Below are 21,333 nucleotides of genomic sequence, written 5' to 3'. Positions count from 1 at the left end.
GAATGGGCCGCCCGGGGCTGGTGCGCAATGCACTCGGCTCCACCGCTCTGGGTCGCGGCGGCTCCGCGCTCCGCGCAATTCTCCTCGGCCCCATCCCCCGCCCAAACGACAGGAGGTGTCGCCGCCGTATGCGAGAATGCTATCGGCTCATGCGCAGATGCCCCGCCGCGACCGCCCGCCCGGCGCATCCGCTCCGCCGACACATCCAGCCACCTGCGCCCGCAGGTCGAAAAGGGGGAAACGCGTGACTGTCAACGAAGGTGGCCTCTGGTTCGCCGTCCGCGCGCTCGAACGGGCCGCGCGCGGTGCCGTCGCTTACACCGCCGAGCCGTTCATCGAGGTCGACGACCAGAATCGGCTCACCGCCGCCGGCATCCGCTTCCGCGTGCCCGACTACGATGCCGTCTACACCCTCACCCTCCGCTACCCGGCCGGAACCTGCGCCACCGACATCACGGTAGAGGTCCGCGGCGGCTACCCGGCCCCGACTTGGTATGAACACCGCCCCGGCACGCAGCCAGGAGAGCCGTGGTTCCCGCAGCCCTCATCGGGCTGCATTCCCTGGGTCGAACGGATGCAGGCGACCGCCGCCCTCTCTGGCAAGAGGGATTTCTGAGGCGTTCGGCTCGACACCCGCCCGTAACGCCGGCCCGCCGCGAGGTCACCGGGACCCCCCCGCGGCAGTCAGCTCTCGCAGCAACGTTCCGTCCCGCTGCCCGTTTGCGGGCTCGTACCCCGCGAGGGCGTCGCGGGTAACCATGGAAGGGGAGGAAACAATGGACGCTGAGTTCCTCGAGTTCATCAGCCGACCGGTCCAGTGGCCGCGCGACGCCCCGCTCCTGGGAGGGGTCTACTCGCCAACCGTCGCCTTCACCGACACCGAGGGCATTGTGCCGAGCACCTACATCGGCTCCAGCGTTCCGGTCACCCTGCCGCACCTGTTCGCCTCGGTGCTGTCGGGCGGAAAACCGATACCCGAGCTTCGCGCCCCTCCCGGCGGCTACACCCTCTTCGAGGCAAGAAAGCCCTTCCGAAAGGTCCGCTTCCGCTACTACGAATGGGACCAGGGCGGGTTCACCTTTCGGGAGCCGGTTGCCATCCCCGGCGGCTGTGTCCTGCTCGGGGTCGAATACATGCCAGTCGAGCACTACAGACCGAGGACCCTGAAGTACCTCGTCGTTGATGAAAAGGCCACAAAGAACTGGATAGACGCCATCCGGGAAGCCCTCCGCCGCGCGTCGGACAGGAAGGGGTGAGCAGCGCCCCGTCCGACGCCAGCGGGTGTCCCGCCGCCCGGACGGAAGGCCCCTGTCCTCGCTCCCCCGGGCAGCCGGTTCCATCGTCCCTCAGCTCAGGAAGTTCCCGGCCGCTGTTCCCGCTCCGGAAACCGGCCCGCATCCCCCGGCGTGCCCGGGAGCCCTGAGCCGGCATTCTCCCGGCAGGCATCTCCCGCCGCCCCCATGCGTCAGCACTGACTCCGCCCGTCACGCACCGCCCATCAACAGCCCGTTCCGGCCCGCGTAGCCGCACGCTCCCCCTTCGGAGCCGTCCCCTCGAAGAGGTTTTGCGACATCGGGTCCACGCGCGTCTCCGCCCCGTCCGCCCGTCCCGCCGCCCACCGGCGCCCGTCCCGCGTTCGAAGTCCCGCGGCCACGGTCCCGCCGCCGGCTGCGCAGCCCTCGCCCAACCCCCGGCTGCAGCGCCGGCTGCCTCGGCAGGGCCTTCGTCCCATCGCACCTGGCCATGTGGCCCGCGTCCTCCGGGCGCCCCCCGGTTCGCCCGGGCCGGCCGCCTTCCCCACCCGTCCACGTCGGCATCCACAGAACAGCTTCGAAAGGAGGGTACGTTTGACGAATCCCATTTCCGGCGCCGGCCCGCTCCGCCGGGCCTGGGAGACGACCGACCTGCCGCGCAACCATCCGCCGCACGACTACGTCACCCACATCGAGACCGGCGAACTGGTGCTCATCTGGCCGTGCGGCCAGCACTACGCGGTCGGCCCAAACCAGCGCCCTCGGCGCCGGTTCCACCGCCTCCGCGCCGCGCTCGAACTCCAGTACGCCCGCTGGTTCGGCAGGGTGCCGGGCAAGTCCGCCCGGCTGCAGCTGCCCACCACCTGCACAGCATGCCAGGTGCTCGGCGCCGACGACCTCTTCACCTGGACCAGGCTCTTTAACCTCATGCCCGAAGAACACCTGGTCCCCATCGCCTTGCAGTACGCCGCCCAGGTCGACGACGACTTCAGGCGGGCCCTCGAAGAGGGCGGCACGAAGTTCATCCCCCTGCCCCGGCGCGGCCCGCTCGCCATCGCCTCGCTCACACGCAACGCCCGCTACGCCGGCATGCACGACGGGACCTTCTACCTCATCCACTTCGACCCGACCCCTTACGGCCCGGAGCTCATGGAGCGGATGCTCGCCGACCTCGAAACCGGCGCATTCAACTAAACAGCAGCACCCCTCCCGGCCGGCGGCCCCGCCCGCGGAGTCCGCCCGCCGGGCGCGCCCGCGACACCTGTTGTCGTCTTTGCGCAAAGGCCTTCCGGTGCTGCGGCCCGGCCGGGTAGACTGCCGCCGTCCGGCCCCGGCGACCCGCCGGCCTGGCCGGGAGTCTCGAAAGGATGGCCGTGCACATGGCGGATCTCGATGCACTGTACGAACGGCTCGCAGCGGCGGTGACGCTCCAGAGCGACGACGCGGCAATCCGCATCCGCGCAGAATACGAACCGCAGGCCGGTCCCGGCGCCAAGGTCTTCCCCCCGACCTACATGGAGAGCAACGGGACGCGCTACCACTTCGAGCGCCGCTGGTCGCCCGAAGGCACCCCGGTCGAGGTCGTCGTCCTCGACTCCTACCAGTCCCAGGCCAACCGGTGCGAAGCCGCCCTCGACCGCGTGGCCGACCGGCTCCGGCTGCCCCGCATCTTGTGGCGTTTCGAACTCGATGGCAACGTTCTTGAGCTCAGCAACCTCTCAGTGCCACACCGAAGCCGAGACGCCTACATAATCCATGGGATAGTGGGAGGAAAAAAATTTGGAGAAACAGAGGTCGGTAAGGCACTGAATGACGCTACGGACTCATCCTTGGATGCCTACCTTGCCTTCAGTCCGACCGATTTGATCTACGGCTTCTGGGACTCCTGGCAAGGAAAAAGGACGCAACTAAGGATAGCGCGTTCGTACACTTCCGAGATGATCGGCTGGCAACCTGAGCGTGGAAGAAGAGCTGCCATTAAGATTGATCCTCTAGTACTGCCAGCGGAGTACGAGGTTAATCGTTCAGACTGGCAAGGCATCGGTGAGTCGAAAAAGAGTAAATCACAGGTGACCACCCTGTCCAATTTGGGGTACGGTACCAATCCAAAGGCCGGTACTCCTCAAGATGAGTTCGGCGGCGTCGCCGTCCGCTCCATCTCCCGGCTCGGCGTCCTCTCGCTCACCGGCCTCGCGCGGCTCCGCTTCCGCGACGAAGCGGTGAACCGCGCTGGCCGCACAGCGCTTGCAGCACTCGCCCTCGCCGGCGACCGGCTCGCCTTCGGCGGCGCCGGCATCCACCTCCGCTCAGGCTCCGACCTCGTCCTGCGCAACGAATCCCTGGAGTGGGTCCAGCGCGGCGCCCGGACCGAGCCGCTCGAACTCTCGCGCGATGACGCCGTGCAGCTTGTCGACCTCGCTCGCGAGCGGCTCGCCGCGGCTGGCGTCGCCTGGCAGGCTGAACCCGTGGTCGTCTCGCCATCCGGGCCGCTCGCCGAGGTCATCCGCAACGTCCTCACTGCCCGGGGCCTCGACGACGCCGAGGGCTGACCATGCTCGCCATCCGGTGCCAGCTCCTCGGCGAAACCTTCGAGGGCGGCGCGCCCGAGGACCCGGGCGCTGCGGAGTGGCCGCCCTCGTGGATGCGGCTCTTCTCCGCCCTCGTCGCCGTGGCCGACCACACCGACCCGCCCGAAGTCGAGCTCCTCGAAAAGCTTGAACAGCTCCAGCCGCCCGCCATCGTCGCCGATCCCCCGGCCCTCGCCGATGCCCCGGAGATGGCGTTCGAACGCCAGGCCTGGGTCCCGATCAATAAGACCGCGAAAAAAGTCGAAGAGGCGAAGTCGACCAGCCTGCCCGGCAGGTTAGCAAACGGCGCCCGCGGCTGGGCGCGCTTCGTGCCCCGCTCGCCCGACATCCTCTATAGCTGGGAGGACGACCCGCTCACCGACGCCGAGCGCGCCCTCCTGGCGTCACTCTGCCGTCGCGTTCCCTACCTCGGACGTTCGACCTCCCCGGTCATCGTCGAGGTCGTCGACGCGGGGGTCCTCGAAGAAGGTGTCCTCGTCCCGGCCAGCTCCCGGGAAGAAGACCCGGAGAGCACGGACCTTCCCACCTACCCGGTCCGCGTGCCCTTCAGCGGCGCCCTGGCAGCACTCCGGGATGCCCACGAGCGGAAAAACGCCGGGAAACCGGGCGACCCCTGGGCAGTGGGCGCCTACGTCGACTACCGGCCCCGTGTCCGCCGCTCGCATCCTCCCACAATCCGCGGCCCGTTCCGCGAACTCGTCATCTTCGCCCTCGGCGGCCCACAGCGCGACGGTCGCCATGCCGTCGAGTTCACCGACCTCCTCCGCAAGGCGGTCATGGCGAACCTCCCCCGGCCCCTCCCTGCCGTGCACGGGCACGGCCCGTCCGAATCACCGCGCTGCGCATTCCTCGCGCTGCCGTTCGTCGGCCACCCCCACGCCGATGGCCACATCATCGGCCTGGCTGTCGCCGTCCCGGAACTGGAACCGGCCGACCTCCGCGACCTCTGGTGGGCGCTGGGCGCCACCGCCGAGCGCGGCCTCTCTTCGCCCGTACTGGGACAGTTCACGCTGCAGCGGCTTGCGCCCGTGGAACAGCGGCGCGCCCCGCTGGCGCTCCAGGCCTGGCGGTGGACCCGGCCGTCCGATACCTGGGTCACGGCCTACCCCGCCGTCCTCGACCGGTTCGTAAAGGACCGGACGGAGATACCTGCCCTCATCCGGCAAACCATCCTGAACTCCGGTCTCCCCGAGCCCGTCGAAATCACCTCCGCGCTGCGGCCCTTTTCCGGCACGCTGCCCGGCGCCCTCGACCTTCACCCGCGGGAGACCACCCGCCCCGGCCACCGCGAGGGGTTCCGGCCCTACCGGCACCTCTACCTCCGATTCGCCGCGCCGGTCAGGGGGCCGGTCGTGATCGGGTCGATGCGCCACTACGGCCTTGGCCTCTGCGTTCCCGTCACCTCACCCGCCACCTCCGCAGCACGTGAGGCCGAACCGCGCGATGCTTGAGCCAGCGGCCTTTCCGGCATTCTTCCGCGAGGTGACCGGCCGGGAGCCGTTCCCCTGGCAGGTGCGGCTCGCTGAACGGCTCTGCGGCGGCGAGGTCCCGGACCTCGTCGACGTGCCCACCGGCCTCGGCAAAACGTCGGTCATCATCGCATGGGCGTTCGCCCTTGCCGCCTCGCTCGAAGACCGCGGGCCGGCTGCGCGCACCCTCCCCCTGCGCCTCATCTACGTCGTTGACCGCCGCGTCATCGTCGATAGCAGCTACGAGCTCGCTCGCCAGCTCGTCGAGCGGCTCGACCCGGCCGCACCGGCCGGCCCGGTTGCTGCCCGCGTCGCCGCCGCCCTGCAGGGCCTGGCCGGCGCCGATGCCCGGCCCCTCGAAGCCGTCCGCATGCGCGGCGGCGTGACGTGGGACGCCCGCTGGCTCGACCGCCCGCACCAGCCCGCCGTTGTCGTCAGCACCGTCGACCAGTTCGGCTCCCGGCTGCTCTTCCGCGGCTATGGCGTCACCCCGTCGATGGCGCCCATCAACGCCGCCCTCTGCGGTCTCGACGCCTGGGTCGTCGTCGACGAAGCCCACATCGCCGAGCCCCTGGCCGAAACGCTCGACCGGGTCCGCCGGCTCCAGCGCGCCTCCGCCGAAGCTGCCCTGCCGCATCTGCGGCACACCCTCATGAGCGCAACAGCCCGGACCGCCGGCAGCGCCAACGACCGGCTGACCGCCACTCTGGAAACTGAAACGGCCGCCGTTTCGCCGGCCGCGCAGGTCGCGCAGCGGCGCCTCACGGTCCCGAAGCCGACGGAATTGGAGGAGGTCAACGTCCGCGGCAAGGGCGTCGAGCGCTACCGGGCGCTTGGCGCCGAACTCGCGCAGCGGCTCGCCGGGTTCGCCGAGGCGCCCGGCCGCTACGCCGTCCTGTGCAACACCGTCCAGGCCGCCCGGGCTGCCTTCGAGCACCTCGAAAAGCGCCGACCCGGCGCTGCCTGGCTCCTGACCGGCCGGGTCCGCGAGTTCGAACGCGAACGCCTCGTCCCCGCAATCCTCGACCAGTTCCGCAGCGGCAGCCCGCCCCCCGGCGCGGCGCTCAGCCTCGTCGCCACGCAGACGGTCGAAGTCGGCGCCGACCTCGATTTTGACGCCATCGTCACCGAGTGCGCCCCGCTCGCATCCCTCGTCCAGCGCTTCGGCCGCGTCCGACGCATGGGCAATCCCCACGAGGCGGTCTCGCGCATCGTCTACTGCCCGCAGACCCACGACGAAGACCCCATCTACGGCAGGGCCACGCAGACGACCTGGAAATTCCTCGAGCAGGCCTCCCCCGGCGCCAGCCTCGACTTCTCCTACCGCGGTGTCCTCCAGCTCCGCCGGCAAGCCCCGCCCGACGCCGATGTCGACCCGACCTTCACCCCGGTCCTCCTCGGCGCCCACGTCGAGCGCTGGGCCCAAACCTCGCCCCTCCCTGCCGTCGACCAGCCCGTGGCCCCGTTCCTGCACGGCTTCCAGCGCGGCGGTGCCCCGCAGGTCTACGTCGCATGGCGGGCCTTCCCCCGGGACGTCGACCCGCAAGACTGGGCGGGCTGGCTCGACCTCGCCCCCGTCAGCGACTGGGAGACCGTTGCCGTCCCCCTCGCCGAGGCGCGCGCCTTTCTTGCGGGCACACCATCCGAGTCGATCGATGCCGACATCGAATCCGCCGCCAGCGAGCAGGCCGGGGCCGAGGACCGGTCGAACGGCCGCGTTGCCCGCGCTGTCCTCTACGCCGGGCCCGACGAACCGCCTGCCCCGGTCCAGTCCCCCAGTACACTCCAGCCGAACGCCACCATCATCGTCGATAGCTTCGAGGGCGGGCACGACCGCTGGGGATGGACCGGCCGCCGCAGCGACCCTGCCGCCCCCCGGCCCGTGCCCGATGTCGCCGACCTCGCGCCCTCCCGCCGCCGGCGTTCCCTTCGCCTCGCGCCGTCCATCGCCCTCTCCCACGCCACCGAACCGGAGGCCGAAGCCCGTATCCTCGACGCCTGGGCCCGCCTCGACCCGGAGGACCTCGACGGTACCCTTCCCGCCATCTGCGAGGCCTTCGCGTCCCTCGTCCCCGAGCCCCTCGCCGGACTCTACCGCGACGCCGCCGAGGGCATCCGCCAGCGCCGGTGGGATGCGTACCTCCCCGAACGGGAACCGGAGACCGGCCGCTGGCGCGTCGCCGAAGCCGGCAGGCCCGTCGTCCGCCTCGTTGAGCAGCGCGAGGTGTCCGCCACCAGCGCGGACCGCTCCGACGACGACGCGCTCTCGACATCCCTCTCCGCCGGCACGCCCGTGCCGCTCATCGACCACTCCACCCGCGTCGGTGACCTCGCCCGCGACTTCGCCGAGCGCCTCGGCCTCGCCCCGGACCTTGTCCGCGCCGTCGAACTTGCCGGCCGCTTCCACGACATCGGCAAGGCCGAACCGCGCTTCCAGGCCGCTCTGTACGACGGCGATGCCCTGGCCGCCCTTGCCGGCACCCCCCGCGCCAAGTCCGGCCGCGACCCCCGCGACCCAGTCGCCCGCAACGCCCACCGCCTCGCCCAGCTCCCTCCCGGCTTCCGTCACGAAGCCGTCTCCGCCCGCCTCGTCCGCGCCCTCGCCCGGGCCCGCCCCGACCTCTTCGACGGCGTCGACCTCGACCTCGTCCACTACCTCGTCGTCGCCCACCACGGCCGCGGCCGGCCCCTCCTCCCGCCCATCGACGATGCCAACGCGCCCGAGACCACCCTCGACATCGAAGGCGTCACCGTCAGCGTCCCCGGCGAACGATACCAGGTTGACTGGGAGCACCCCGCCCGCTTCGAACAGCTCAACGACCGGTACGGCTGGTGGGGCCTCGCTCTCCTCGAAACCATCGTCCGCCTCGCCGACATGAAGGACTCCGAGCTCGCCGCCGCCCGGGGCTCCGGGGCCGACGCCGGCGAGGTGCCGCCCCTCTCGGCCAGCCCGCTGCCACCCGGAGGCTCCCATGCCTGAAATCCCGGCCCCCGCCCTGCGAGGCAACGACCCCCTCGGCTTCCTCGCCGCACTCGGCGTCCTCGCCCTCGCGGAACAGGGCGAAATCCAGCCCGTGCGCCTCCGCTGGGAGGGCGGAACCGCACCCCACGCCGTCTTCGTCTCCGACGCCTACACCGGCACCCGCGACCTCGCCGACGCCCTCCGCGAGGTTGCCAGGCGCCTGCTCAATGCCGACGCCGCCATCCCCGGCTGCCCGCCCGAATTCCCGTACCGAAACCGCCACCCCGCAGACACCGCCAAAGGCGCCGACCCCATGCGCATGTCCCGCGAAGCCGCACGCGCCACCTGCGAAGACGCCGCCCGCCGCTGGGAATCCGGAGAGCGCTGGTTTGCGCGCTGGGTCGCCGCACTTGTCGCCCCCTATACCCTGGATAAAGACGGCCCCGAGGGGCGCATCCGCCTCACCCCCTTCAACGCCCCCTTCGGCCAGATGAAGTTCCGCGATTCCTACTACGACCAGGCCTGCAGGTACGTCGCCGCCACCCCGGGCATGCCCGAGGACGCCTTCGTCGGCTGGATCCGCCTCGAGGGCTACACCGGCGCCAACCTCGATGCCCGCGCAATCCGCGAAGCCCAGGTCAGCACCGCCGGCGTCCCCAGCAACGCCGGCGCCCCCTCCCCCACCTGGCTCGCCGTCATGGCCATCCGCTTCTTCCCCCTCGCAGATGACGGCCGCCTCCGCACCGCAGGCTGGCAGGAAGTCCAGCTCTACTCCGGCGCCACCCGCCGCTCCCTGGTCTGGCCCGTCTGGCGCCCCCCGCTCAACGCGCCTTCGGTCCGCGTCCTCCTCAACCATCCCGACCTCGCCGTCCAGGTCCCAAACCGCGGAACGCCCCGGGTCGCCGGCGGTGCCCGCCTGAGGGCCCTCGGCATCACCGGCGTCTACGGCTCCTCACGCCGCACCCGCACCCAGGGCGACGGCCCCCTCGGCCCCGCCGTCCTCCTCTGGCCCGCCCCCCGCTAGCCCGCCGCACCGCCCCGCTGTCCCTCGGTCTTAACCGGCCGAACATCTTTATGTGATCAGTCGCGAAGACCGCACGATCCCCCGAGAGGCCGCCGCCGAACCCGGCCCCGAACCCGAACCTGCGCCCCTCCTCCCCGCGCGCATGGTCAACGAATTCGTCTACTGCCCGCGCCTCTTCTACCTCGAATGGGTCCGCGGCCTCTGGGCCGACAACGACGACACCGCCGAAGGCACCGACCTCCACCGCCGCGTCGATACCCCCGCCGGGACCGCCCCCGAGCCCGGCCCCGGCGTCCGCCAGGTAGCCCGCGCCTTCGAACTCAGCTCCGAAACCCTCGGCGTCACCGCCAAAATCGACCTCGTCGAATTCCTCGACGATGCCGCCCGCCCCGTCGACTACAAACGCGGCCGCCCCGCGCCCACCCCCGCCCGCGTCTGGGAGCCCGAGCAGGTCCAGCTCGCCATCCAGGCCCTCCTCCTCCGCGAAGCCGGCTACCAGTGCCGCGAAGGCGTCATCTACTTCGCCGAAACCGGCGAACGCGTCACCGTCCCCATCACCCCGGAGCTCGAACAGCAGACCCTCGCCGCCATCGCCCGCGCCCGCGAAACCGCCGGCCAGCCCGACGCGCCCCCGCCCCTCGTCGATAGCCCCAAATGCCCCGCCTGCGCCCTCGTCGGCTACTGCATGCCCGATGAACTCAACCTCCTCCTCCACCGCAGAACCGCCCGCCCCCGCACCCTCATCACCCGCGAGCCCGCCGCCCGCCCCCTCTACCTCATCGGCTACGGCACCCAGCTCAGAAAAGACGGCAACCACTTCATCGTCGCCCCCAGGGACGGCGAACCAACGCGCATCCGCCCCATCGATATCAGCCACGTCGCCGCCTTCGGCACCGTCACCATCTCAACCAGCGCCCTCCACGCCCTCCTCGCACAGGAAACCCCCATCGCCTGGCTCACCCGCGGCGGGCGCTTCCTCGGCCTCACCAGCGGCCTCATGGGCAAAAACATCCAGCTCCGGCGCCGCCAGTTCACCCTCACCGAACCCGAAGCCCTCGAACTCGCCCGCACCTTCGTCATCGCCAAGATCCGCAACCAGCGCACCCTCCTCCGCCGCAACAGCCGCTTCGAAATCGGCCGCACCCTCGAAGGCCTCGCCGACGCCGTCGCCCGAGCACGCCTCGCCCCCGATAGCGACACCCTCCGCGGCATCGAAGGCTACGCCGCCCGCCTCTACTTCAACGCCTTCCCCGCCATGCTCCGCCGCGACCTCCCCTTCACCCCCGGAGACCTCTTCCGCGGGCGCAACCGGCGCCCCCCGCGCGACCCCGTCAACGCCCTCCTCTCCTTCGCCTACACCCTTCTCACCAAAGACCTCACCGTCCAGGCCCAGCTCATCGGCTTCGACCCCTACTGGGGCTTCTACCACAGACCCAAATTCGGTCGCCCCGCCCTCGCACTCGACCTCGCCGAAGAATTCCGGCCCCTCATCGCCGACTCCGTCGTCATCACCGCCCTCAACAACGGCGAAATCACCTCCGCCCACGTCCGCCGCATCGGCGCCGGCTACACCCTCACCGACGACGGCCGCCGCACCTTCCTCCGCGTCTACGAACGCAGGCTCGAACAGGAAATCACCCACCCCCGCTTCCGCTACCGCCTCAGCTACCGGCGCCTCCTCGACCTCCAGCCCCGCTTCCTCGCCGCAGTCCTCCTCGGCGAACTCCCCGCCTACCAGGGATTCGAAACCCGCTGACACACCCCCCATGGAACGCCGACGCTACCTCGTCGCCTACGACATCACCAATGACCGCCGCCTCCGCGAAGTCTACCGCGAAATGCTCGGCTGGGGCACCCGCCTCCAGTACTCCGTCTACCTCTGCGACCTCACCCGGCCCGAACTCATCAAACTCCGCCGCAAACTCCTCGAACTCATCGACCGCGACGACGACAGCGTCGCCATCTTCGACCTCGGCGTCCCCGCCAGCAGCCGCGCCGTCGTCCCCGAAATCCTCGGCCGGCCGCCCACCCTCCCCCGGCAGGGCCCAGCCATCTACTGAGCCGCCGCTGGTCCCCTTCGAGCGCCCCCTTGACCAGCCCGGTAGACTCAAACCGCTCGAAGGAGCGCCAGACCTTAACAACCCTCGAAAACGAACCTGTACAGAAGCCCGGCGGCGCATGCTATCCTTCCGAGGCGGCCTGGCAGGGCCCCTGCAGCACCAGGTTGCTGGGAGGCGCTCGAAACCCCCGGCGTGAGCCGCTCCCGGGTGCCCGTTGCAGATTCAAAAGAGGTATCCCGGCGGGCCTGGTCGGGGCCAGCGGTTTCCACCATCTCCAGATGGTGGCTTCATTGAGGGCAGTTGGGCTCCTGCAGGCGGAGAACGAACTCCAAGTAGTTTCCACCATCTCCAGATGGTGGCTTCATTGAGGGGCGTGCAACGACCGCACAAGCTTCGGCCTCTGGCAAATCGTTTCCACCATCTCCAGATGGTGGCTTCATTGAGGGACCTGGACAATCCGCGCCTGGAACGTCCTTCCGTCGAGTTTCCACCATCTCCAGATGGTGGCTTCATTGAGGGACATGGCGCGCAACCCCTGCCATCATCGGCACCATGAGTTTCCACCATCTCCAGATGGTGGCTTCATTGAGGGGAGCGTCAGTTGAACATCGTCGCCTCGGTTGCCGGCGCGTTTCCACCATCTCCAGATGGTGGCTTCATTGAGGGACCTGGCGGCGGCGGCGGCGGCGGTAACGCCAGCACAGGTTTCCACCATCTCCAGATGGTGGCTTCATTGAGGGAGTATCATCGTCAACTCCGGCGCCGACGTGTACGCCATGTTTCCACCATCTCCAGATGGTGGCTTCATTGAGGGTCGGCGGGCGAGGTGACGCAGGCGATGGAGGTCCTCGCGTTTCCACCATCTCCAGATGGTGGCTTCATTGAGGGGCGGACGAGGGTGACGGTGACCTCCTGGCGGTCGGCGTCGGTTTCCACCATCTCCAGATGGTGGCTTCATTGAGGGGTGCCCACGCTCAAGGAGGGCATCCTCGGCGCGATGGAGTTTCCACCATCTCCAGATGGTGGCTTCATTGAGGGGGTCCGCGCTGGCGCATCACGGGGCTGCGCGCCTCGGCGTTTCCACCATCTCCAGATGGTGGCTTCATTGAGGGATCGACATCATCCGCGGCCTCATCGGCGGCATCCTCGAGTTTCCACCATCTCCAGATGGTGGCTTCATTGAGGGAGCAGCATCCGCGACGGCAGCTACCCCGCTGCCGGGTTTCCACCATCTCCAGATGGTGGCTTCATTGAGGGCTGCTCGGTCAGCTCGCGCGGCGGGGGATGGTCGAGCAGGTTTCCACCATCTCCAGATGGTGGCTTCATTGAGGGTTGGGCTCCCGGCGGAGTGTTGCCGGGAACTCGAGGTTTCCACCATCTCCAGATGGTGGCTTCATTGAGGGGTGGTCACGTTCAGCCGCTCGCCGGTGGATGTCTGATGGTTTCCACCATCTCCAGATGGTGGCTTCATTGAGGGGTGTATCGGCGTCGTCAGCAGCGTCTCGAGGTCGAGGGTTTCCACCATCTCCAGATGGTGGCTTCATTGAGGGGTTGCGGTCGAGGTGAAGGCTCCGGGTGGCCGCCTGTCGTTTCCACCATCTCCAGATGGTGGCTTCATTGAGGGAGCTGGCGGCCCGCCTCCTGCGCCGCGAGGAGCTGCTGGTTTCCACCATCTCCAGATGGTGGCTTCATTGAGGGCCATGGAATCCCGGGTTCGGGACGAAGTACAGTGACGTTTCCACCATCTCCAGATGGTGGCTTCATTGAGGGGAGCTCTCCACCCGCTACAACGGCTGGGAGTTCACCATGTTTCCACCATCTCCAGATGGTGGCTTCATTGAGGGGCCCGGGCCTGATAGATCAGGGCCGCGGAGATGGCGCCGGGTTTCCACCATCTCCAGATGGTGGCTTCATTGAGGGGATAGGACGGCCAGCGCCAGCTAGCACGGGCCCGGCCGTTTCCACCATCTCCAGATGGTGGCTTCATTGAGGGCCCCCGAACCACCGACGCCTCGGACGAGCGAGGTGCGCGTTTCCACCATCTCCAGATGGTGGCTTCATTGAGGGCATCAAAGGTGCCAGTGATCAGCATCGCTGGACTCCTGCGTTTCCACCATCTCCAGATGGTGGCTTCATTGAGGGACATGCTGACCCTGCCTGTTCGCCGGGGACTGCCGCCGTTTCCACCATCTCCAGATGGTGGCTTCATTGAGGGCGCTCCCGCAGCAGCCGCAACAGTCGCCTCGCGCGCGCGTTTCCACCATCTCCAGATGGTGGCTTCATTGAGGGCGACGCCGCCGCGTCGACCAGTTCGGCGAACTCGGGGTGTTTCCACCATCTCCAGATGGTGGCTTCATTGAGGGGACCGCCTTCAAGGCGGGCGTCACGCCCGCCGAACCTGCGCGTTTCCACCATCTCCAGATGGTGGCTTCATTGAGGGTGGTGGCTCGTCGAGACACTCCGCGACGCGGGGTGGGCCGTTTCCACCATCTCCAGATGGTGGCTTCATTGAGGGTACCTTCACCGGGACATCGCCCATGACCTCGTGGCTGTTTCCACCATCTCCAGATGGTGGCTTCATTGAGGGTTGTCGAGCCAGCTGGTCTGGCCCTCAGGCCCCGTCACGTTTCCACCATCTCCAGATGGTGGCTTCATTGAGGGATCGTGGCCACCGGCAAGAAAGACGCGCGGCGGGCCCTTCGTTTCCACCATCTCCAGATGGTGGCTTCATTGAGGGAGGGTAAGCGGGCGGGCAATGCCAAAGACGAGATCGTGTTTCCACCATCTCCAGATGGTGGCTTCATTGAGGGCTTCAACGCGCCGCCGGGCTCCACAGCTGCACTTCTCGAGTTTCCACCATCTCCAGATGGTGGCTTCATTGAGGGGGCATCGGCCGATGCCGCGCGCGCGGCTGACCCGCGCGCGTTTCCACCATCTCCAGATGGTGGCTTCATTGAGGGGTTCCGCCACCGCTCACTTTCTGCGCATGCGTCACGGAGTTTCCACCATCTCCAGATGGTGGCTTCATTGAGGGCACGCGTGCGTGGCGGCGGCGTATGCGGCGCGGCGCGTGCGTTTCCACCATCTCCAGATGGTGGCTTCATTGAGGGTGCCGTCGCGGCCGCACCTGGTCCCCGCCGCCGCCGAGTTTCCACCATCTCCAGATGGTGGCTTCATTGAGGGAGCGCGGCGACCGCGCTGGACGACCCGGTCGGCACAGGTTTCCACCATCTCCAGATGGTGGCTTCATTGAGGGGCGCCGGAGCCGCGGCCCGTAGTCATTGTCACGAGCCGCCGGTTTCCACCATCTCCAGATGGTGGCTTCATTGAGGGGTCGTAGCCCCAGCCTCCCTCAGGTGGGCGCAGCTGTTGTTTCCACCATCTCCAGATGGTGGCTTCATTGAGGGATCGCCACCGGCACGTGGCAGTCCCGGGACGCTATGCTGTTTCCACCATCTCCAGATGGTGGCTTCATTGAGGGCGATTGAGAGGGCTCAATCCGCCCGGCAAGATGCTGTTTCCACCATCTCCAGATGGTGGCTTCATTGAGGGGACTACGGCTCGCTCGCGATCTCGAACGAGGAGCTGTTCGTTTCCACCATCTCCAGATGGTGGCTTCATTGAGGGGAGCTCTCCACCCGCTACAACGGCTGGGAGTTCACCATGTTTCCACCATCTCCAGATGGTGGCTTCATTGAGGGGAGGGTGGAGTCGATACGTCCTTATCGTGGCTAGGTTGGTTTCCACCATCTCCAGATGGTGGCTTCATTGAGGGTCGCCGCCCTCGCCGTTGGCCCAGTGGCATGCCCTATGGTTTCCACCATCTCCAGATGGTGGCTTCATTGAGGGGCCGCGCGGCGTGATCGTCTCCTCCTGCCGCACGGCAAGTTTCCACCATCTCCAGATGGTGGCTTCATTGAGGGCGGAATGCGCCGGAGGAGGGCGAGGTGGCCGTCGTGGTTTCCACCATCTCCAGATGGTGGCTTCATTGAGGGGGCTGTCTCTGCGCGGCAGTCCCCGCAGGCCGCACGCCGGCGGTTTCCACCATCTCCAGATGGTGGCTTCATTGAGGGGGCTGTCTCTGCGCGGCAGTCCCCGCAGGCCGCACGCCGGCGGTTTCCACCATCTCCAGATGGTGGCTTCATTGAGGGCCATCCGTCTATCGGAGCAGCTCAGGAAGCAGCTGGAGTTTCCACCATCTCCAGATGGTGGCTTCATTGAGGGATCCTGACTAATCGTGACTATCGATGCGGGCCATCCGTGTTTCCACCATCTCCAGATGGTGGCTTCATTGAGGGAAAAAAGAAGATCACATACGCGTAGCTGCCCTTGGGCGTTTCCACCATCTCCAGATGGTGGCTTCATTGAGGGGAGCGCCGACCCGTACAGCTACCTCCAGCGCCTGACGTTTCCACCATCTCCAGATGGTGGCTTCATTGAGGGGCGCATAACCTTTGCAAGCTGGTTCACGATCTCCGGGTTTCCATCGTCTCCAGATGGTGGCTTCATTGAGGGGCCGGCAAGGTCCGCCGGGTGGCCGCTACGTCCCTCCTGTTTCCACCATCTCCAGATGGTGGCTTCATTGAGGGCCTCGGGGTTTCGCCCGGGGCCGATTCCCGCGGGCGCCCGTTTCCACCATCTCCAGATGGTGGCTTCATTGAGGGGAGCGCCGACCCGTACAGCTACCTCCAGCGCCTGACGTTTCCACCATCTCCAGATGGTGGCTTCATTGAGGGGCGATACGTATCTCGGGAGCGTGTGGTGAATGGCCTTGTTTCCACCATCTCCAGATGGTGGCTTCATTGAGGGGCCTGGTGGCCGAGCGCAATCCACGTCGGGCAGATCCATGGTTTCCACCATCTCCAGATGGTGGCTTCATTGAGGGCCCAGTCGATGTTGTCGATGGTGTTGACCGAGTTGTTGGTTTCCACCATCTCCAGATGGTGGCTGCATTGAGGGTAGATGGCAATACCCCACTGGGACACGAGCGAGGGCGCGTTTCCACCATCTCCAGATGGTGGCTTCATTGAGGGGACAATGTCTATTCTGCGGCAAAAAATCATGGATATAGTTTCCACCATCTCCAGATGGTGGCTTCATTGAGGGGCCGCCGGCCTTCCGGAAGAGGTCCGGCACCATCGTGAGATTTCCACCATCTCCAGATGGTGGCTTCATTGAGGGCAGCGAGCCGTCATCGTTCCTCGCAGGGTTTTCCACCGGTTTCCACCATCTCCAGATGGTGGCTTCATTGAGGGATGGTTGCATCCAACGGTGCTGTCGGCTTCAAGGCTGGCGTTTCCACCATCTCCAGATGGTGGCTTCATTGAGGGGCGGCCCGGGCGTATGCCCAACGCCGCTCGCCGAGGTTTCCACCATCTCCAGATGGTGGCTTCATTGAGGGTGGATGGCGTTGCCGTTAACTGCGGGGCGCCAAACGAGTTTCCACCATCTCCAGATGGTGGCTTCATTGAGGGCCCTCATCCGAGGGCAGCCAGCCGCCAGTCAGCTGTGTTTCCACCATCTCCAGATGGTGGCTTCATTGAGGGCGTAGTCGTGGCAACGCGGGCGATATTTGCAAACGGCAGTTTCCACCATCTCCAGATGGTGGCTTCATTGAGGGTGACGACGCGCTCGCCGGGCTCACGCCGTTCAAGGACGCGTTTCCACCATCTCCAGATGGTGGCTTCATTGAGGGCGCGACTATCTGCTCGAAAACCTCATCACCAACCCAGCTTCCACCATCTCCAGATGGTGGCTTCATTGAGGGTTGGCTGTCTGCATCATTCCAGCGAATCTGCTGGTTGTTGAGACCATCTCCAGATGGTGGTTTCATTGAGGGCCCCGGGATGGGGGGTCGAGGCGACCCAAGGGGGGGAGTATGTTTCCACCATCTCCAGATGGTGGCTTCATTGAGGGGCGACGAGATTGAAAACGCTTGCGTTGGCTGTGCCCGTTTCCACCATCTCCAGATGGTCGCTTCATTGAGGGTGCTCCTGCACGTCGTCGAGCGATTCGGTCGCGCGGTGTTTCCACCACTCCAGATGGTGGCTTCATTGAGGGCGTTCTGAGGATCAGCGCAGGTGGGTCCACACTCCCGAGGTTTCCACCATCTCCAGATGGTGTCTTGATTGAGGGACTGATGGTTCATGTTCACGAATCCTTCTGGGCGTCCGTTTCCAACATCTCGAGATGGTGGCTTCATTTTGGGGGAGAGCGTTCCCCAGTTTGGGCGCCGACCGCCCAGGTTCCCACGGAACGCGATGCCCGCTGCGCGGCTGCGCACGAACGAACCCCGCCACTCATCGAGAGCCCCTTAATTCGGCACACGCGCCATCCCCCGTCCGCCTGGCAGCTATTCCGCGCGGTGGAAGCAGGCCCGCTGTACCGCCGGCCGGCGCGTCGCCCGGCTCAGACCCGGGCCACCCTAACCGACCCCGGAGATACAGAATCGCAATGCCGGGAATGCCAGTTCCTGTCCACCCTCCCGCAGCCCCCTTGACACCCTCCTGACCGCCTCCCCACAATCCCGCCGCTTCCGGGTTGGCGTCCCGCAGGCTGGGAAACAGGCGGTGTCGTGAGCGGCGACCGGCTCGTGAGCGGACCCCTTGTCAGGAGTGCGCCCGGTGCTGCCGCGCCCCGCTTTGGTCGCCCTCTTCTTCGTCATTTTGCTCGCCGGCATCCTCACCGTCATGGCTGCCGGCGCCCGGGCCACGAACGCTACGCGCACCATTCGCGTCGAAAAGGTCATCGTGGATACGTATGGTATCGCCCCGCCGACGACCTTCACCGGGACCATCACCAACGGCGGCGGCAGTGGCATCAGTGCGTCGTGGTCGGCGTCCACGGCCCAGCTGTTCCAGGATTTCACCGTCCCGCAGAACCTCGAGCACATCGTTACCGAAAACACCCCGCCGTCCGGCTGGACCCTCGGCGGCTACAAGGTGCTTTCACGAACCACCGATCCCTGCCCGGCGAGCGGCTACATCGGCACCTCGGGCGCCATCCCTCCCGGGACCGGCAACCAGAAAGTCTGCGTCCGAAACACCTTCTCCGGCGGGGTGCTCATCGTCGGCGCTTCGCTCGACCCTGCATCAGCAAGTCCGCCGGGGTCCGCCACGATCTCGGGAACCTCCAATCAGGACGCGACCGCTGTTGCCAGCTGGAGCGTACAGGTCGGCTCGTTCGGCACGCCGGTTGGCCTGGCTGCGGGAAACTACACGCTGGCGGCGTCGACACTGCCGGCTGGCTGGAGCGTGACTGGCTGGGCCGCCGGGTCGTACGGCACCTCGGCTGCCTGCCCGCCTGGGGACGCCGCCTCCTGGAACGCAGTCCCGCCGACCGTCGCAATTGTGGCCGGACAGCGGACGGTCGTCTGCGTCCGGGTCGCCTACGAATCCCCGACCCCGACCGCCACGCCAACCGCCACGCCAACCGCCACGCCAACCGCCACGCCGACCCCGACGGCCACGCCGACCCCGACGGCCACCCCGACCCCCACCGCCACCCCGACGGCCACCCCGACCGCCACGCCAACCGCCACCCCGACCGCCACGCCGACCGCCACCCCAACCGCCACCGCGACGCCCACGGCCACGCCGACGCCCACCGCCACCGCGACGCCCACCGCGACCCTGACGCCTACCCCGACGCCGACCGCCACGGCCACCCCGTCCGCTGCGGCCGGCTCCAGCCCGGCGCCGGTCCGCGCAGCCCCCGTCACCATCCGCGTCCATAAGACCCTGAATGTCGTCGGCTTCACCTCCAACGGCCCGGGCTGGCAGTTCACCCTCGAAGGCTGCGGCGTCGGACCGCTGACCGGCACGACCGGCGCGGACGGCGTCGTCGATTTCCCGGACCTGCCGCCAGCGGTCGGCTGCAGCTATACCATCACCGAGACGGTGCAGCCCGGCTGGACGCCGCAGTTCGTGACCCAGGCGGTCCAGCCGCAGCAGGGCGGCGAAACCGTGACGGTGGAGTTCCTGAACATCCGCAACTTCAACCCGCCGTGTGTCGACCCCGCCGACCCGCGCTGCGCGCCCCCGCCGCCGCCTCCGACCTCGCCCGACCAGGCGTCTCCCGACCCGCCGGCACCGCCACCAGGCCCTTCGTTCGTGGCCCCCTCCGCCACTGCGGACCCGGAGCAGCAGGCGACGGCTTCACCCGCATCCTCGCCGCCCCCCTCAGTGACCACAGTTGCAGGCGTCGCCGTCCCCGGGACCACTCCCCGGCCGCCCGCAGCGGGCACGGGCGCGCCCGCTGCCGGGCTCCCCGGCTGGCCGCTCACGGCCGGCCTGTTCCTCTTCGCATCCGGCCTCGGCCTCCTCGCCCTCGCCCGCCGCCGCTGACCCGCAAATTTTCACGGAATTTCTATAAATTCCGGCCCCCCGGAACCCACCAAACTTTCGCTGTACGGCAACGGATGTCGCGATTGGGTGTAAGACTCGGGGCGCACAGCGGTCCAGATCGAGTCAGCCCCGGTCCGGTCCGCTGGCACGGCACACCTATTCCCGTTCTCCCAGGAGGCAGGAACGCAGCGTGCGCTCCACGGTCAGAATTTGTCGTTCGCTCACCCGGCCCGCAGCCCTCGTCGGCATGGTGCTCCTTGCCCTTGCGGCGTTCGGCGCTACGGCCCGCGCCGTCGTCCTCGACGGTTCCGATGCAGCCCAGGTCCAGTCGCAGCAGGCCACGCTCGTCGTCTGCAAGCAGGTCGAAGGCGTCGAACGCCTTGAGTCCGAGGCGAAGTTCGCCATCAAGGTCGGCAGCAACAACTTCTGGCCGGTCATCACAACGCCCGGTCCCAATGGCGCTGTCTGCGAGAAGTTCACCTTCGACACGCCGACGAAGGTACTCATCTATGAAGAACCCCAGGCCCCCTGGACCGCCTTATTCACCTACCAGCCGCGCGGCGGCGGCGCCTCTTTGCCCGTGCCGCTCCCGGCCGGCGGCGCCGTCCTTTTCCTCTACCCCGGAACGTGTGCGCTCGAAGAACTCAAGGAGCCGAGTCCTGGCGCAGGCAATGCCCCCGACTGTACGGTCACGATCATCAACCGCACCGGCAGCGCCGCCCAGCTCGACGCCTTCTCGCTGACCAAGACGCCGGTCATCCCCGTCGTCGATGACCCGGCCGACATCGCCTTCGATATCGTCCTCTCCAGCAGCTACCGGCTCCGCACGCCCGACTCGCTCCACATCAACTTCTACGACCCCGGCGTGTCCGTCATCGATGGCCCGCACGCCGTTAAGGCCAGCTGCGGTACGCCCCCAATGCCCTGGTTCGAATACGGCCTCGCGTCGTTCGCCCTGCGCAACGACGAATGCAAGTCCTTCTCTGCCGACGTCAACGGCCTCGAAATCCGGTTCCGCGTCCGCCCGAAGCAGCTCCCGCAGCGCACCTGCGAGGACCAGGTCATCTCCAACACTGCCATGGTGCACCTCCTCGCCGAGACGATGCCGTACTCGACGTTCCCGAAGGTCGACGTCAAACTCCAGGACTCGGCCTCCGTCATCCTCAAGGGCGACCCGGCGCGCTGCCCCGTCACCATCCGCGTCCATAAGACCCTGAACGTCGTCGGCTTCACCTCCGACGGCCCGGGCTGGCAGTTCACGCTCGAAGGCTGCGGCGTGGGTCCGCTGACGGGGACAACCGGCGCGGACGGCGTCGTCGAATTCCCGGACCTGCCGCCAGCGGTCGGCTGCAGCTACACCATCACCGAGACGCTCCAGCCCGGCTGGACGCCGCAGTTCGTGACGCAGACGGTCCAGCCGCAGCAGGGCGGCGAGACGGTGACGGTGGACTTCCTGAACATCCGCGACTTCAACCCGCCGTGCGTCGACCCCGCCGACCCGCGCTGCGCGCCCCCGCCGCCGCCTCCCACCCCCCCCCCCCCCGCCCGCCCCGCCGGCAACCCCTGCCCCGCCCGCGACGCCCGCTCCGCCCGCGCCGATTGAGCAGCCGACCGCGTCGCCCAGCCCGTCGC

General features: G+C 67.7%; 11 protein-coding genes and 1 CRISPR repeat array. All 11 genes read left to right on the top strand.

What is annotated here, in order from left to right:
- Window positions 1-244: 244 nt before the first annotated feature.
- Window positions 245-616 carry a hypothetical protein gene (locus tag Tbon_RS05245; protein ID WP_158066644.1) on the top strand — a complete coding sequence of 124 codons (372 nt, stop codon included), beginning with the start codon at window positions 245-247 and terminating at the stop codon, window positions 614-616.
- A 160-nt stretch (window positions 617-776) separates the two neighbouring features.
- Window positions 777-1,256, top strand: coding sequence for a hypothetical protein (locus Tbon_RS05240; protein ID WP_158066643.1), 480 nt, complete (start codon window positions 777-779; stop codon window positions 1,254-1,256).
- Window positions 1,257-1,847: 591 nt separating this feature from the next.
- Window positions 1,848-2,447 (top strand): hypothetical protein, encoded by a 600-nt coding sequence (locus Tbon_RS05235; protein ID WP_158066642.1) that lies wholly within the window; start codon window positions 1,848-1,850, stop codon window positions 2,445-2,447.
- A gap of 173 nt (window positions 2,448-2,620) precedes the next feature.
- Window positions 2,621-3,802: a type I-G CRISPR-associated RAMP protein Csb1/Cas7g gene (cas7g, locus tag Tbon_RS05230; RefSeq protein ID WP_158066641.1), complete on the top strand. Its 1,182-nt coding sequence runs from the start codon at window positions 2,621-2,623 to the stop codon at window positions 3,800-3,802.
- Between the two features lie 2 nt (window positions 3,803-3,804).
- Window positions 3,805-5,292: a type I-G CRISPR-associated protein Csb2 gene (gene csb2 / locus Tbon_RS05225; protein WP_158066640.1), complete on the top strand. Its 1,488-nt coding sequence runs from the start codon at window positions 3,805-3,807 to the stop codon at window positions 5,290-5,292.
- On the top strand, window positions 5,285-8,290 hold the full coding sequence (gene cas3g / locus Tbon_RS05220; protein ID WP_158066639.1) for a type I-G CRISPR-associated helicase/endonuclease Cas3g: 3,006 nt from the start codon (window positions 5,285-5,287) through the stop codon (window positions 8,288-8,290). Before csb2 ends, cas3g begins: the two co-directional genes overlap by 8 nt.
- A complete protein-coding gene (locus Tbon_RS14370; protein WP_158066638.1) occupies window positions 8,283-9,296 on the top strand; it encodes a type I-G CRISPR-associated protein, Cas3-extension family in 1,014 nt (337 codons plus the stop codon). Before cas3g ends, Tbon_RS14370 begins: the two co-directional genes overlap by 8 nt.
- A gap of 52 nt (window positions 9,297-9,348) precedes the next feature.
- A complete protein-coding gene (gene cas4g/cas1g, locus Tbon_RS05210) occupies window positions 9,349-11,052 on the top strand; it encodes a CRISPR-associated endonuclease Cas4g/Cas1g (RefSeq protein ID WP_225734714.1) in 1,704 nt (567 codons plus the stop codon).
- Window positions 11,053-11,062: 10 nt separating this feature from the next.
- On the top strand, window positions 11,063-11,356 hold the full coding sequence (gene cas2 / locus Tbon_RS05205; RefSeq protein WP_158066637.1) for a CRISPR-associated endonuclease Cas2: 294 nt from the start codon (window positions 11,063-11,065) through the stop codon (window positions 11,354-11,356).
- A 261-nt stretch (window positions 11,357-11,617) separates the two neighbouring features.
- Window positions 11,618-17,564: direct repeats of the CRISPR family, unit length 36 nt; unit sequence GTTTCCACCATCTCCAGATGGTGGCTTCATTGAGGG.
- Window positions 17,565-17,979: 415 nt separating this feature from the next.
- Window positions 17,980-19,701 carry a hypothetical protein gene (locus Tbon_RS14140; RefSeq protein ID WP_225734713.1) on the top strand — a complete coding sequence of 574 codons (1,722 nt, stop codon included), beginning with the start codon at window positions 17,980-17,982 and terminating at the stop codon, window positions 19,699-19,701.
- A 190-nt stretch (window positions 19,702-19,891) separates the two neighbouring features.
- The gene (locus tag Tbon_RS13770) at window positions 19,892-21,304 is read left to right on the top strand and encodes an MSCRAMM family protein (protein WP_192498172.1); all 1,413 of its coding nucleotides are present in this window, start codon (window positions 19,892-19,894) and stop codon (window positions 21,302-21,304) included.
- Window positions 21,305-21,333 lie beyond the last annotated feature (29 nt).

Origin of the sequence: Tepidiforma bonchosmolovskayae (assembly GCF_008838325.1) — a bacterium.
GTDB classification, from domain to species: Bacteria; Chloroflexota; Dehalococcoidia; order Tepidiformales; family Tepidiformaceae; genus Tepidiforma; species Tepidiforma bonchosmolovskayae.
This window is presented reverse-complemented; position numbering and strand designations above follow the sequence as displayed.